The organism is Micromonospora sp. NBC_00362 (genome assembly GCF_026342155.1).
Classification (GTDB): Bacteria; Actinomycetota; Actinomycetes; order Mycobacteriales; family Micromonosporaceae; genus Micromonospora; species Micromonospora hortensis.
Genome location: NZ_JAPENH010000001.1, coordinates 5,896,517 through 5,910,505, shown reverse-complemented (window position 1 = coordinate 5,910,505; position 13,989 = coordinate 5,896,517). Strand labels below are relative to the sequence as shown.

Sequence of the window (13,989 nt, the reverse complement as noted above, 5' to 3'; positions counted from 1 at the left end):
GCTACCGGCGACGGTGTCGCCGCCGACGGGGACCCGCGGGGCGTCCACCAGATGAAAGCGCCCGGTGAGCCCCTGTCGGTCAGCCGGCGCGGTCGGAGGTGCCCCGGCGGTGCTTGCCCGCGCTCACCGGCCCACCGTTGCCACGCCGACCGGTCCCGATCGGCCCGGTGTTCAGGGCGCGGCGAGGCGACGCGGGCGGCCCCGGCACGGGACGGTCGGGAGGAGGCGTGGGAACGGGCCGCGGGCTCAACGGCGGCGTCGGCACCGGGCGCGGAGGAGCCGGCGCCGGCGGCGGCGGAGCCGGTTCGGCCGGTGCCGCCAACGACGGCACCAGCGCCGGCGCGTTGGCCGGCACCGCGTCGACGGACGACGGCAGTGGGTCGACCGCCCTGGGCGGGGTGAGCCGGGAGGTCACCGGGACCCGGGCCACGCCCACCACGATGGGCGGCGCGAGTAGATCCACCAGGTGGGCGGGCAGGTCCGGGCGGACCGTCGGCCAGCGGGAGTCGTCAACGGACCAGTAGTCCGCGCCGGGAGTCTCGATCACCCCCTGCCGGGTCAACTGATCGTCACCGGACGCACGGTGCTTGGCCATCGGGATTTGCCTCCACGAACTGCGGCGTGCGGCCCTGCGGGCCGCTGCGGCGGACACCGAGGGAAACGACGCCGCCCGCCTCCCGGTGACGCCACTACCCTCCGCCGACCTCGGCACCCGACGAGAAACGCCCCCGTCCGCGCCACTGACGACGCACGGACGGGGGCGCGACGGTCGTCGCTCAGTCGAAGATCGGGCTCTGCTCGCGGGTGCGCTTGAGCTCGTAGAAGCCCGGAGTGCCGGCGACCAGCAGCACGCCGTCCCAGAGCCGGCCGGCGGCCTCCCCCTTCGGAGCCGGAGTGATCACCGGGCCGAAGAACGCGACAGGGGTGCCGTCCGGGCCGGGCGCGTGCACGACCGGAGTGCCCACGTCCTGCCCGACCGGGCGCATACCCGCCTCGTGGCTGGCCCGAAGTGCCTCGTCGTAGTCCGTGCTGTCGGCGGCCGCGGCCAGTGCCGGGTCGAGGCCGGCCTCGGTGAGCGCGGCCACGTACAGCTCCGGACCCCGCTCCTGCTTCTGCAGGTGGATCCGGGTGCCGAGCGCGGTGTAGAGCGGGCGCAGCACGTCATTGCCGTGCAACTGCTCGGCGGCGATGCAGACCCGCACCGGGCCCCACGCGGTCTTCAGGAACTCCTTGTAGTCCTCGGGCAGCTCGTCCCGACCGTCGTTGAGCACGGCCAGGCTCATCACGTGGAAGCGGATGTCCACATCCCGGATCTGCTCGACCTCGAGCAGCCAGCGGGAGGTTATCCACGCCCACGGGCAGGCCGGGTCGAACCACATGTCGGCGGTGACACGTTCGGTCACTGTGAGATCCCTTCACGACGGGTGGCGCCGACAGGTCGGCGTCTCAGGAGAATCTTCACCCCGCAGCGCATCGACCGGCACACGAATGAGAGCGTGACCTCGGCCACCGCGGGCTGCCCGTACATGGAAGACTCGAATCGGGCCAGCCGTCACGAGCGGTAGGCGAACGGGCGCCGCCGGGCGTACGGCGACATGTGGGATGGAGACGAACAGTGCCGGGAGTGCGCAACCTGACGCAGGTCGAGGCGACCGAGCGGGCACGCCTGCTCAACGTGACGGGGTATGACATCAGTCTGGACCTGTCCAGTGCCGTACTGGCGGCCGACGGCCGTACGTTCAGGTCGACGACCGAGGTCCGGTTCCGCTGCTCCGAACCGGGCGCGAGCACCTTCATCGAGCTGGCCGCCGACTCGGTGCGGTCCGCGACGCTGAACGGCACGCCTGTCGACCTCTCCGACTGGTCCGCCGAGAAGGGCCTGACCCTGTCCGGGTTGGACAGCGACAACGTCCTGGTGGTCGATGCCGACTTCGGTTACTCCAACAGCGGTCAGGGTCTGCACCGGACGGTCGACCCGGTGGACGGCGAGACGTACCTCTACAGCCAGTTCGAGACGGCCGACGCGCAGCGGGTGTTCGCCTGCTTCGACCAGCCCGACCTGAAGAGCGTCTACACCTGGCACGTCACAGTGCCGGCGCACTGGCGGGCGGTCTCCAACATGCCCGTGCAGCGGGAGGAGCCGGCGGGTGAGGCGCTCAAGACGCTGCACTTCACCGAGTCGCCCCGGATGAGCACCTACATCACGGCAATGTGCGCCGGGCCGTACCACGAGGTGCGCGACGCGCACGACGGCATCGACCTGGGGGTGTTCTGCCGGGCGTCGATGGCACAGTACCTGGACTCCGACGACCTGTTCCTGATCACCAAGCAGGGCTTCGACTTCTTCCACGAGAAGTTCGACGTGCGGTACCCGCTGCCGAAGTACGACCAGCTCTGGGTGCCCGACTTCAACGCCGGCGCGATGGAGAACTTCGGCTGCGTGACGCACGCCGAGTCGCACTACCTGTTCCGCTCGCAGGTCACCGACTTCGAGTACGAGCAGCGGGCCAACACGATCCTGCACGAACTGGCCCACATGTGGTTCGGTGACCTGGTCACCATGCGCTGGTGGAACGACCTGTGGCTGAACGAGTCGTTCGCCGAGTGGGCCAGCCACTGGTGCAACACCAACGCGACCCGGTTCGCAGAGGCGTGGACGACCTTCCTATCCATCCGGAAGAACTGGGGCTACCGGCAGGACCAGCTCTCCTCCACCCACCCGGTCTACACCGAGATGCCGGACATGGAGGCCGTGGAGGTCAACTTCGACGGCATCACCTACGCCAAGGGTGCGAGCGTGCTCAAGCAGCTCGTCGCGTACGTGGGTGAGGAGCCGTTCGTGGCCGGGCTGCGGGCCTACTTCGGCAAGCACGCCTGGGGCAACGCCACCTTCGACGACCTGCTCACCGAGCTGGAGGCCGCATCCGGGCGGGAGCTGCGCAAGTTCGCCGCGCAGTGGTTGGAGACCGCGCAGGTCAACACGCTGCGTCCGGAGGTGACCATCGGGGCCGACGGCACGTACGAGCAGGTGCTGGTGCGGCAGGAGGCCCCGGCGGCGTACCCGACGCTGCGGACCCACCGCATCGGCGTGGGCCTGTACGACCTGACCGACGGGCGGCTGGTCCGTCGGGAACGGTACGAGGTGGACGTGACCGGCGAGCACACGGATCTGGCCCCGCTGCGCGGCGTCCGGGCGGCCGACGTGTTGCTGCTCAACGACGACGACCTCAGCTACACCAAGCTGCGCCTCGACGAGCGCTCGATGGCGACAGTGGTGCAGCACATCGGTGGCTTCGACTCGTCGCTGGCCCGCGCGCTCTGCTGGACCGCCGCCTGGGACATGATCCGCGACGCCGAGTTGTCCGCCCGCGACTACGTGGCGCTGACGCTGAGCGGGCTGCCCGCGGAGACCGACATCAACCTGGTCACCGCCACCCTGCGGCAGGCGACCACGGCGCTCACCCTGTACGCCGACCCGGCCTGGGCGCCGACCGGCTGGGCCGACCTGGCCCGTACCGCCCGCGACGCACTCGCCGCCGCCGAGCCCGGCAGCGGGTTCCAGTTGGCCTGGGCCCGTGCGTTCACGTCGGCGGTCCGCTCCGAGGAAGACCTGGCCACGCTGCGCGGTTGGCTGGACGGCACCGGGATGCCGGCCGGGCTGACCGTCGACACCGAGCTGCGCTGGTCGGTCCTCGCCGCGCTGGTGGCCAACGGCGCCGCCGGCACCGCCGAGATCGAGGCGGAGCTGAGCAGCGACCGCACGGCCAGCGGCGAGCGGGAAGCCGCGTACGCGCACGCGCTGATGCCGACGGCCGAGAACAAGGCCGCCGTGTGGGCCCTGCTCACCGGCCCGGACGCACTGCCCAACTGGCGGCACCGGGCGCTGTTGCAGGGCTTCGCCCACCCGGCGCAGGTGGAGCTGGTCGCCCCGTACCGGGAGCGGTACTTCGCGGCGGTCGGGCAGGTGTGGGCCACCCGGGACAGCGAGCCGGCGCAGGAGTTCGCCCAGCTGGCGTACCCGACCTACCTGGTGGAGGACGACACGGTCGCGGCTACCGACGCGTGGCTGGCCGGCGACGGGCACCCCGCCCCGCTGCGTCGACTGGTGGCCGAGGGCCGCGACGGCGTGGTGCGGGCGCTGAAGGCCCGCGCGAAGGACGCCCAGAGCGCCTGAGCAGCTTGTCCGGGGCCGGCGTGGGTGTGAGCCCGCGCCGGCCCCGGGCGTTATCGTGACGCGATTCGCCAGGCGGCGCCCACCGGTTGGCGCGTGATCCGGGAAATCGGGGTGCAGGTCCCCGGCGGTAATCTCATCCCCGATCTGACGGTGTTGCGACCAGGCGCACCCCCGCGGGCTGGGCACGATTGGTCCGGACGACGCCGTGACAGTGGACGAGCCGTGGACGATGAGGTTGGACCCGAGCGCCTGGCCGCACTGAGACAGCCCCAGACAGATCAAAGCCCGGCCCGCTCGCAGCGGGCCGGGCTTTGTCGTGTGTGTGGGTCAGCCCTTGCCGGCGTGGCTGGCGAGCTGGTCGAGGCCGTTGATGATGCCGCCGGCCAGGTCACCGCCGCTGAACGCGCCGACCATGGAGAGCGCGGCCAGCTTGGCGTACGTGTCGGGGATGCGCTTGCGGGCGTACCGCCCAGTGATGATCTCCAGCTGACGCTGGTTGGGTGACACGGCGATCAGCACCGACTTGTCGGGCTCGGCGAGCTGACGGTGCAGCCGCTGGGCGTGCTCGCGGATCGGCTCGTCGAGACCACCGACGAAGACCGAGAAGACCAGGCCGGTGCCCCTGTCGGCCAGGCGCAGGGCCTCGTCGATGCGCAGCAGCTGGCGGGTCGAGAACGGCCCGTCGAGCACCTCGGGCGGATTTTCCGACCCGGTCTGCTTCTCACCAACGGTCACTTGCGCCTCCGGTTCCACCGGCCGGCGCCTCGACGCTGGCCTGCTCAAGCTTGTGGCTGGTCAGCGCGGGCGCCTGCGCCCCCGCCGTCAGCGCGGTGCCGGCCGAGTCGGCCAGCTGCTCCGGTCGGCCCAGGAACCAGACCGGAGTGAAGTCGAAGGGCCGGCCCGGACGGTAGCGCTTGGCGCCACCGCCACCGCCGGTGGCACCCCCGCGGCTACCGGCGTACGACAGGCCGGCGATGACCAGCACAGCGGCCAACGGGATGCCGACGAAGACCAGCAACGTCTCGGTAACAGACAATCCCAACGCCCCCAGGCGGAAGAAGGACGACAGTGAAAAACCGGGTCGGATGGACGATCACGCTGCCGACCGCCCGACTCCGTCACCATTCACGTTAGCGGAGTCGACGGCCCGCCAGATTGCGGGGTGCCGATCCCATCCGTCACTCGAGTTCTCCAGTTGCGCAGCGGTAGCGATAAGCCGCGCGTCGTCGCCGTACCGACCGGTGAGCAGCACCCCGACGGGCAGGCCGTCGGTAGTGGTACCCAGTGGCAGGGAGACGGAGGGATCGCCGGTGACGTTGAAGATGGCGCAGTAGGGCGAGAATCGGCGTTGCCTGTCGAAATCGGCGGCCGGGTCCGCATCGGCGGTGAACCAGCCGACGGGCGCCTGCGGGGTGGCCAGGGTGGGACAGAGGAGCAGGTCGCAGCCGGCGGTGCGGCGGGCACCGAGGCGCACCTGCGCCTGCAACTCCCCGAGGGTGGCGGCCAGGGTGCCGGCGGAGAGTTCGGCGCCCCGGGCCCGGAGCAGCCGGGTCAACGGCAGCAGCTCCGCCTCCCGCTGGGGTGGCACCGGGGTGAGCGCCAGCACGTACCAGAGGATCTCGAACAGCGGCCACGCCGCCGGCCCGAGCGGCGGCGGCACCTCGACCACCTCGTGGCCGGCCGCCGTGAGCAGCGCGGCGGCCCGGTCCACGGCGGCCACGCAGTCGGGATGCACCGGCTCGTCGGCGAGCATCGGCGTGGTGAACCGACCGATCCGCAGCGGGCCCGGCTCGGCCCGCCGCGCGACGGCCAGGTAGCCGCCGGGCGGCGCGGGCGGCGGCAGGTAGGGCTCGCCGGGGACCGGGACGGCCATGACGTCGAGCAGTGCGGCGACGTCGGTGACCGTCCGCCCGAGCGGGCCGCTGGTGGGCAGGCCGAACGCGCCGGAGCCGATCGGCCCACCGGAGACGAGGCCCCGGCTGGGCTTGTAGCCGACCAGGCCGCAGAGCGACGCCGGGATGCGCAGCGACCCACCACCGTCGGACCCCTGGGCGACCGGGACCAGCCCGGCCGCGACCGCCGCTGCGGCGCCGCCGCTGGACCCGCCCGCTGTGTACGCCAACTGCCACGGGTTGCGGGCCGGCGGCGCGACCCGGCCCTCCGAGTAGAGCGAACAGCCCAGCTCGGAGGTGGTCGTCTTGCCCAGGCTGACCAGACCGGCGGCCTTGATGAAGCGGACCACGTCGGCGTCGACCGGCGGGACGAAGTCGAAGAAGGCGGCCGAACCGAAGGTGGTGCGGACTCCGGCGGTGAGCGTCAGGTCCTTGATCGCGGTCGGCACGCCGTGCAGCGGGCCGCGCTCCTCGTTCGGCACCGCGTCGGCCGCACGCGCGGCCTGCCGCGCGAGGTCCGGTGTGACGGTGACGAACGCGCCCACGGTGTCGCCGAGCGCGGCCACCCGCCGCAGGGAGTGCTCGACCAGGTCGACGCTGGACAGCTCGCCGCGGGTCATCGCGGCGGCCTGCTCCAACGCGGTCAGGTCGTGCGGCTCGGCCATGCCGCCATCCTGCCGGCCGTCGGCCCTTCGCGCAGCCGACACGCGCTGGCGACCGGAAACGGACCAACCGGGCGTCCACCCCACGCGTGGCCGGTCGAGCCGCAGATCCTGGACAGTTCTCGTCAACGCCGGACGGAAACTGTCCACGATCTCCTCGCGCCGAGGGCGAGGCGCTGCGCTCAGCCGTGCAGGAAACGGAGGGCGTTGGCGGACAGGAGTTTGTCGCGTTGGTCGTCGCTGAGGAAGTCGGCCGCGTGAACCACAGCGCCGGCCGGCCGTTCGCCCAGCGGGTACGGGTAGTCGCTGCCGACCAGCACCCGGTCCTCCCCCAGGGTGTCGACAAGCAGCCGCAGGGCGGGCGGCGCGAAGACCACCGAGTCGACGCTGAACCGGTCGAGGTAGCTGCTGGGCGGGCCGGCGGACGCGCCCCGGACCAGGTCGCCACGGCGGTGCCAGGCGTTGTCGGCGCGGCCGAGCCAGAACGGGAAACTGCCGCCGCCGTGCGCGAAACAGATCCGCAGCGTCTCGGGCACCCGGTCGAAGACGCCGCCGAGGATCATCGCCAGCACCGACAGGTGCGTCTCGGCGGGCATCCCGGTGAGCCAACGGGCCATCCAGCGGTCCAGTCGCGGCCCGCCAGGCATGTCCCACGGGTGAACGAAGACGGGTGCGCCCACCTCGGCACAGTGCTGGAGGAAGGTGACCACCCCGGCGTCGTCCAGGTCCCGGTCGCCGACGTGGTTGCCGATCTCCACGCCCACGTGCCCGGCGGCGAGGCTGCGGTCCAGTTCGGCACAGGCGGCGTCCGGGTCCTGGAGCGGCACCTGGCAGAACGGCACCAGTCGGTCAGCCCCGGCCGCGGTGACCTCCAGTGTCAGGTCGTTGAAGATCCGGGCGACCTTCACCGCCTGGTCGGCCGGGCGGTCGTAGCTGAAGAAGACCGGGGTGGGCGAAACCACCTGCACGGCCACGCCGTCGGCGTCCATGTCGGCCAGTCGACGCGACGCGTCCCAGCACTCGGCGCCAACCGGGCGGAACTCCGTCTCCCCCACCATGATCATGGCGGCGCGCTCGGAGTCGACCCGCAACCACGGCCAGCCGGACCCGCCGCACGCCGCGCCGAGGTCCGGCCAACCCTTCGGTACGACGTGCGTGTGCACGTCGACCACGCCTGCGGGCATCAGCCCTTGCCCGGGTGCAGGGTGCCGCAGTTGGCGCAGGTGCGTGCCTGCTCGTCGGCGTAGAACGCCTGGAACACCGGGGGCAGATCGGCGGCGATGTCGCGGACCTGCAACTCGACCTCGTGCACCTTGCTGCCGCACTCCGGGCAGTACCACTGGAACGTCTCCAGCGTGCCCTCCTCGCGGACCCGCTCGACGACCACACCGATCGAGCCGGCCTCCGGCCGCTGCGGCGAGTGCGGGGTGTTGCGCGGCAGCATCCACATCTGCCCCTCGCGCACGTGCACAGTACGCGGCCCCTCCGAGGTGACCAGGTTGATGTGCATGTTGCCCTTGACCTGGTAGAAGAACTCCTCGTACGGGTCCACGTGGAAGTCGGTGCGCTGGTTGGGCCCGCCCACCACCATCACGATGAAGTCGTCCCCGCCCGGGAACATCTCCTTGTTGCCCACCGGGGGCTTCAGCAGGTGCTGGTTGTCGGCGATCCAGCCCGGAAAGCTGAACGGCTCGGCGATCTCACTCACGACTGACCTCCCGAGGGAAGAAGGGCCACGGCCTGGATTTCGATCAGCAGGTGCGGGTGCGGCAACTGGTGCACCGCCACCGTCGTACGGGTCGGTCCGGAGGCGTCGAAGAACTCGGCCCACACCTCGTTGTAACCACCGAAGTCGTTCATGTTGACCAGGTACGTCGTCACCTGGACCAGGTCGGTGAGGTCAGCGCCGACCGAACGCAGCAGATCCCGCACGTTCTCGATGACGGCCCGCGTCTGCACACGGATGTCGAGGTTGGTGGTGCCGAACCCGTCCACGTCGACACCGGCGAAGGTGTTGTCCGCACGCCGCGACGACGTACCGGAGACGAAGACGAACCCGCCGGCGACCTTGACGTGCGGAAAGGCCCCGCGTGGAACGGCCTTCCCGGCCACCACCCGGGCGGTCATGACGACGCCCGCAGCGAGGCGGTGCCGAGCTTCTCGACGACGGCGCGGACGTGGGCGCCGGGACGCAGCGGAACAGCGGCGGTGGCGGCACCGGCCAGGAAGACCCAGCCGGACTCCAGCCGCACCCCGTGCCGGCCCGCCAGCCGGATGCCCTCGTCGAGGGCCCGGCGCGGATCACCGAGGATCGCCGCCGTCGAGCCGACCTGCGCCACCCGCCCGTCGACCTCCAGCAGCACGCCCAGGTTGTCCAGCCCCGCCGGCACCGGCGACCACGGTCCGATCACGAACGCGGCCGCCGAGGTGTTGTCCGCTACGACGTCCGGCAGCGAGAAACGGAAGTCCGCGTACCGGGAGTCGATCAACTCGATGGCCGGAGCGACAGCGCGGACCGCCGTGGCGAAGTCGCCGACCGGCTCGCCCGGCTCGGGTAGCCGGTCCAGCAGGAACGCCACCTCCGGCTCGACCCGGGGATGGATGTACGCGGCGGGATCCACGGCGCCGCCGTCGGGCACCCGCATCGCGTTGGTGAGCCGCCCCCAGATCACCTCGTCCACGCCGACCTGGGCCATCTTCGCCCTGCTGGTCAGCCCCATCTTCAGCCCGACCAACCGCTCACCGGCGTTCAGCCGGCGCTGCAGCAGCGCGGCCTGCACCGCGTACGCGGTGTCCACGTCGAGGCCGGTCTCGGCGGCGAGCTGCGGGATCGCGGTGGCCGTGTCGGCAGCCGTGCCCAGCTTCTCGGCGATCCCGACGATGTCCACGCCAATCATGCTGCGCCACCTTCCGTTCGCGACTGCGGGGCTCGCAAACCCGGCTCACTCCTCGCGCTCACCGCCTGCTCCTTGTCGGCCAGGTCGAGTGCCACGTCCACGATCATGTCCTCCTGGCCGCCGACCATCCGGCGGCGGCCCAGCTCGACCAGGATCGACCGGACGTCCACGCCGTACTTCGTGGAGGCCCGCTCGGCGTGCCGCAGGAAGCTGGAGTAGACCCCGGCGTACCCCAGGGAGAGGGTTTCCCGGTCCACCTGGACCGGCCGGTCCTGCAGCGGACGGACGATGTCGTCGGCGGCGTCCATCAGCGCGAACACGTCGCAGCCGTGCTTCCAGCCGTGCAGCTCGGCGACCGCGACGAAGACCTCCAGCGGGGCGTTGCCGGCACCCGCGCCCATGCCCGCGAGGGAGGCGTCGACGCGGACCGTCCGGCCGTGCGCCACGTCGGGGCCGACCGGCGCGGACCCGGTGACCCGGCCGTGCTCGACGGCGAGCACGCTGTTGGCCACCCCGAGCGACAGGTTGTGGTGGGCGTGGATGCCGATCTGCGTCTCCGGGGCGAGGACCTGCCGGTACGCGTCGACCCGCTGCGCCACGTCGGACATCAGCAGCCGGCCGCCGGAGTCGGTGACGTAGACGCAGTGCGCCCCGTACGACTCCATGAGCTTGGCCTGCCCGGCGAGCCCGGCCGGATCGTTCATGTGCGACATCATCAGGAACCCGGCCACGTCCATGCCGTTCTCCCGGGCCCAAGAGATGTGCTGGGCGGAGATGTCCGCCTCCGTGCAGTGGGTGGCGATCCGGACGCTCGTCACCCCGAACGCCTTCGCGGCCTTCAGGTCGGCGATCGTGCCGATGCCCGGCAGCAGCAGGGTGGTCAGTTTCGCGGTGGTCAGCACCTCGGCCGCCGCCGAGATCCACTGCGCGTCGCTGGCAGCGCCGTGGCCGTAGTTGACGCTGGAGCCGGCGAGACCGTCACCGTGCGCCACCTCGATGGCGGCCACCCCGGCGGCGTCCAACGCGGCGGCGATGGTGCGCACGTGGTCGACCGTGTACTGGTGGGCGATGGCGTGCATGCCGTCGCGCAGCGTCACGTCCTGGATGTACAGCTCGGTCATGGCGCGGCCACCTCCGAAGAGCGCAGGGCGACCAGCCGCTCCGCGGTGCGCAGCGCGGCCGAGGTCATGATGTCCAGGTTCCCGGCGTACGCGGGCAGGTAGTGCCCGGCGCCGGAGACCTCCAGGAACACCGACACCTGAAGAGCGGTGAGCCGCCGCCCGAGCGTCGGCAGGTACGCCTGCACCCGGTCGAACTGCACGTCCTGCTTGAGCCGGTAGCCGGGGACGTACTCCTGCACGGCCGCCACCATCTCGGCCACCGAGGCGGCGATGGCGTGGGTGTCGGCGTCGGCGTCCGGGCAGAGGCAGTAGACGGTGTCCCGCATCAGCAGCGGCGGGTCCGCCGGGTTCAGCACGATGATCGCCTTGCCCCGCTCGGCACCGCCCACCACCTCGATGGCTCGGGCCGTGGTCTCGGTGAACTCGTCGATGTTGGCCCGGGTGCCCGGCCCGGCGGACTTCGACGCGATCGACGCGACGATCTCCCCGTACGCCACCGGGGTGACCCGGCGTACCGCGGCGACGATGGGCACCGTCGCCTGCCCGCCACAGGTCACCATGTTGACGTTGGGCTGGTGCAGGTGCTCGTCGAGGTTGACCGGCGGCACCACGTACGGGCCGAGCGCGGCCGGGGTCAGGTCGACCACGGTGCGGCCGTGGGCGCGCAGCACCTGGTCGTGGCGTCGGTGCGCGCCGGCCGAGGTGGCGTCGAACACCAACTCGACGTCGGCGAACTCGGGCAACGCGACGAGCCCGTCCACGCCGTCGGCGGTGGTGGCGACGCCGAGCCGGCGAGCGCGCGCCAGGCCGTCGGAGGCCGGGTCGATGCCGGCCATCGCCACCATGCGCAGGCTGTCGCTCAGGCGCAACACCTTGATCATCAGGTCGGTGCCGATGTTTCCCGATCCCAGCACCGCCACATTAGTGGTCACTGGTTGCCTCCATCACTGAAACACGTCCGCACCGAGCCGAGCCCGGAGATCCGGGCCTCGTACGCGGCACCCGGGGTGACCGGCACCATCGGGCCGAGCGCCCCGGAGAGCACCACGTCACCGGCGCGCAGCGGGTCACCGGCGCGGGCCAGGGTGCCCGCCAACCACTGCAGGGCGTGCAACGGGTTGCCCAGGCAGGCGGCTCCCGCGCCCACCGAGACCGGCTCGCCGGCGTGCTCCAGCACCATGCCGCACAGTCGCAGGTCCACGTCGGCGAGCCGGCGCGGGGTGGTGCCGAGCACGAAGAGCCCGCTGGAGGCGTTGTCGGCGACCGTGTCCACGATGGAGATGTCCCAGGCGGCGATCCGGGAGTCGACGATCTCGATCGCCGGCAACACGTGGTCGACCGCGCGGATCAGGTCGACGGTGGTGAGCTGCGGGTTGGGAAGATCCTTGTCGAGCACGAAGGCGATCTCCGCCTCCACGCGGGGCTGGAGCAGCCGGTCGATGGGCACCTCGACCCCGTCGCCGACCGCCATGGCGTCGGTCAGCATGCCGAAGTCCGGCTGGAACACCCCGAAGGTCTCCTGCACGGCCCGCGAGGTCAACCCGATCTTCGCGCCGACCCGGCGTTCGCCGCGGCCCTGCCAGGCCCGCGCCTGGAGTTGCTGCACCCGGTACGCGGCCTCGACGTCGCCCTCCGGCAACAGCCGGCCCCGAAGCGGCGCGCACGGCTTGCCGGTGCTGCGGGCGTCGGCCAGCTCCCGGTTGGCGCCCTCGATGTCAGCTTCCATGCCCGCTCCCTCGCTACGGCTCACGACAGGTCCACGCAGACGTTCGTGAGTTCGGAGTAGAAGTTCAGCGAGTGCACGCCGCCCTCGCGACCGATCCCGGACGCCTTCACCCCGCCGAACGGGGTACGCAGGTCACGCAGGAACCACGTGTTGACCCAGACGATGCCGGCGTCGAGCCGGGCGCCGGCCCGGTGCGCGACGCCCACGTCCCGGGTCCACACGGTCGCCGCCAGGCCGTACTCGGTGCCGTTGGCGAGGGCGTACGCCTCGTCCTCGGTGTCGAACGGCGCGACGTGCACCACCGGGCCGAAGATCTCCTCCCGGTTGGTGCGGGCGTCCGGGCCGAGCCCGGTGAGCACCGTCGGCTGCACGTACGACCCGCCGTCGCGGGTGTCGCCGAAGGTGGGCGTGCCGCCACCGGTGAGCACCTCGGCGCCCTCGGAGCGGGCCAGCTCGTACGCGCTGAGCACCTTCCCGCGGTGCTGGTGGGAGATCAGCGGCATGGTGGCGGTGGCCTCGTCTGTCGGCCAGCCGTACGCCAGTTCGCCGGCCCGCTTCGCCAGCCGGGCGGTGAACTCCTCGAAGACCGGGCGCTGCACGTAGATGCGTTCGGTGCAGAGGCAGACCTGCCCGCCGTTGGTGAAACTGGACCGCACCGAGCCGGCCACCGCGGCGTCCAGGTCGGCGTCGGCGAAGACCAGGCCGGCGTTCTTGCCACCGAGTTCGAAGCTCACCGCCTTCACTCCGTCGGCGGCGGCCCGCATGATCGCGCCGCCGGTGGCCGACTCGCCGGTGAAGGTGATCGCGTCGACGCCGGGGTGGCGGGTGAGGAATTCGCCCGCCGAGTCCGGCCCGAAGCCGTGCACCAGGTTGAACACCCCGGCCGGTACGCCAGCGGCGGCCATCACCTCGGCCAGCACCGTCGCCGAGGCGGGAGTCTCCTCGCTGGGCTTGACCACGACGGCATTGCCGCAGGCCAGCGCCGGAGCCACCTTCCAGGTGAGCAGCAGCAGTGGCAGGTTCCACGGCACGATGACCGCTACCACGCCGACCGGCTTACGCAGCGCGTAGTTGAGTGCCCGGCCGCCGGTCGGTGTGACAGTCGTGAACGACTCGGTGGGCGCGGTCGCGACGATCTCCGCGAACGCCCGGAAGTTCGCCGCACCGCGCGGAATGTCCAGGGTGCGGGCCTGGGCGATGGACTTGCCGGTGTCGGCGACCTCGGCGGTCACCAGGTCGTCGAAGCGGCGCTCCAGCTCGTCGGCGACGCGGCGCAGCACCTCGGCGCGCTCGCGCTCGCCCATCCGGCCCCACGGCCCCCGCAGCGCCGCCCGGGCAGCCGCCACCGCGTCGTCCACCGTGGACAGCGACGCCTCGTCCACCTCGAAGACCTGCTCCCCGGTGACCGGGCTGGCCTTGGCGAACGTGTTTCCGCCGTCGACGAACTCGCCGGCGACGAAGTTGCGCAACCGCTGCGGGCCACTCGGCGCGTGGCCGGCCATCAGCCGCGGATCCCA

The 13,989-nt window shown here is 71.8% G+C and carries 14 protein-coding genes; 1 reads left to right on the top strand and 13 read right to left on the bottom strand.

Annotation, left to right across the window (positions count from 1 at the left end; translation table 11 throughout):
* Nucleotides 1–79 precede the first annotated feature (79 nt).
* The gene (locus tag OG992_RS27290; RefSeq protein ID WP_238685435.1) at nucleotides 80–595 is read right to left on the bottom strand and encodes a hypothetical protein; all 516 of its coding nucleotides are present in this window, start codon (nucleotides 593–595) and stop codon (nucleotides 80–82) included.
* A gap of 181 nt (nucleotides 596–776) precedes the next feature.
* Nucleotides 777–1,403 (bottom strand): disulfide bond formation protein DsbA, encoded by a 627-nt coding sequence (locus tag OG992_RS27285; protein WP_210786053.1) that lies wholly within the window; start codon nucleotides 1,401–1,403, stop codon nucleotides 777–779.
* Between the two features lie 221 nt (nucleotides 1,404–1,624).
* Here OG992_RS27285 and pepN point away from each other — a divergent pair, with 221 nt between their 5' ends.
* Nucleotides 1,625–4,174 carry an aminopeptidase N gene (gene pepN, locus OG992_RS27280; RefSeq protein WP_266304615.1) on the top strand — a complete coding sequence of 850 codons (2,550 nt, stop codon included), beginning with the start codon at nucleotides 1,625–1,627 and terminating at the stop codon, nucleotides 4,172–4,174.
* 327 nt (nucleotides 4,175–4,501) lie between these two features.
* Here pepN and OG992_RS27275 read toward each other — a convergent pair whose 3' ends face one another.
* The 11 genes from OG992_RS27275 to OG992_RS27225 form a co-directional block, all read right to left on the bottom strand.
* On the bottom strand, nucleotides 4,502–4,909 hold the full coding sequence (locus tag OG992_RS27275) for a DUF5130 family protein (protein WP_238685437.1): 408 nt from the start codon (nucleotides 4,907–4,909) through the stop codon (nucleotides 4,502–4,504).
* Complete coding sequence (locus OG992_RS27270; RefSeq protein WP_112584149.1) at nucleotides 4,896–5,192, bottom strand: hypothetical protein; 297 nt, start codon at nucleotides 5,190–5,192, stop codon at nucleotides 4,896–4,898. The genes OG992_RS27275 and OG992_RS27270 overlap by 14 nt, the downstream gene beginning before the upstream one ends.
* 75 nt (nucleotides 5,193–5,267) lie before the next feature.
* A complete protein-coding gene (locus OG992_RS27265; protein WP_266304614.1) occupies nucleotides 5,268–6,731 on the bottom strand; it encodes an amidase in 1,464 nt (487 codons plus the stop codon).
* Nucleotides 6,732–6,910: 179 nt separating this feature from the next.
* Nucleotides 6,911–7,912: an amidohydrolase family protein gene (locus tag OG992_RS27260; RefSeq protein ID WP_238685439.1), complete on the bottom strand. Its 1,002-nt coding sequence runs from the start codon at nucleotides 7,910–7,912 to the stop codon at nucleotides 6,911–6,913.
* Nucleotides 7,912–8,436: a 3-hydroxyanthranilate 3,4-dioxygenase gene (locus OG992_RS27255; RefSeq protein ID WP_266304613.1), complete on the bottom strand. Its 525-nt coding sequence runs from the start codon at nucleotides 8,434–8,436 to the stop codon at nucleotides 7,912–7,914. Before OG992_RS27255 ends, OG992_RS27260 begins: the two co-directional genes overlap by 1 nt.
* A complete protein-coding gene (locus OG992_RS27250; RefSeq protein ID WP_238685441.1) occupies nucleotides 8,433–8,855 on the bottom strand; it encodes a RidA family protein in 423 nt (140 codons plus the stop codon). Before OG992_RS27250 ends, OG992_RS27255 begins: the two co-directional genes overlap by 4 nt.
* The gene (locus OG992_RS27245; RefSeq protein ID WP_238685442.1) at nucleotides 8,852–9,625 is read right to left on the bottom strand and encodes a 2-keto-4-pentenoate hydratase; all 774 of its coding nucleotides are present in this window, start codon (nucleotides 9,623–9,625) and stop codon (nucleotides 8,852–8,854) included. Before OG992_RS27245 ends, OG992_RS27250 begins: the two co-directional genes overlap by 4 nt.
* Nucleotides 9,622–10,746, bottom strand: coding sequence for a 4-hydroxy-2-oxovalerate aldolase (gene dmpG, locus OG992_RS27240; protein WP_266304612.1), 1,125 nt, complete (start codon nucleotides 10,744–10,746; stop codon nucleotides 9,622–9,624). Before dmpG ends, OG992_RS27245 begins: the two co-directional genes overlap by 4 nt.
* The gene (locus OG992_RS27235; RefSeq protein ID WP_266304611.1) at nucleotides 10,743–11,678 is read right to left on the bottom strand and encodes an acetaldehyde dehydrogenase (acetylating); all 936 of its coding nucleotides are present in this window, start codon (nucleotides 11,676–11,678) and stop codon (nucleotides 10,743–10,745) included. Before OG992_RS27235 ends, dmpG begins: the two co-directional genes overlap by 4 nt.
* Complete coding sequence (locus tag OG992_RS27230) at nucleotides 11,675–12,472, bottom strand: 2-keto-4-pentenoate hydratase (protein ID WP_266304610.1); 798 nt, start codon at nucleotides 12,470–12,472, stop codon at nucleotides 11,675–11,677. The genes OG992_RS27235 and OG992_RS27230 overlap by 4 nt, the downstream gene beginning before the upstream one ends.
* 20 nt (nucleotides 12,473–12,492) lie before the next feature.
* Nucleotides 12,493–13,974: a 2-hydroxymuconic semialdehyde dehydrogenase gene (locus tag OG992_RS27225; protein ID WP_266305285.1), complete on the bottom strand. Its 1,482-nt coding sequence runs from the start codon at nucleotides 13,972–13,974 to the stop codon at nucleotides 12,493–12,495.
* Between the last annotated feature and the right edge of the window lie 15 nt (nucleotides 13,975–13,989).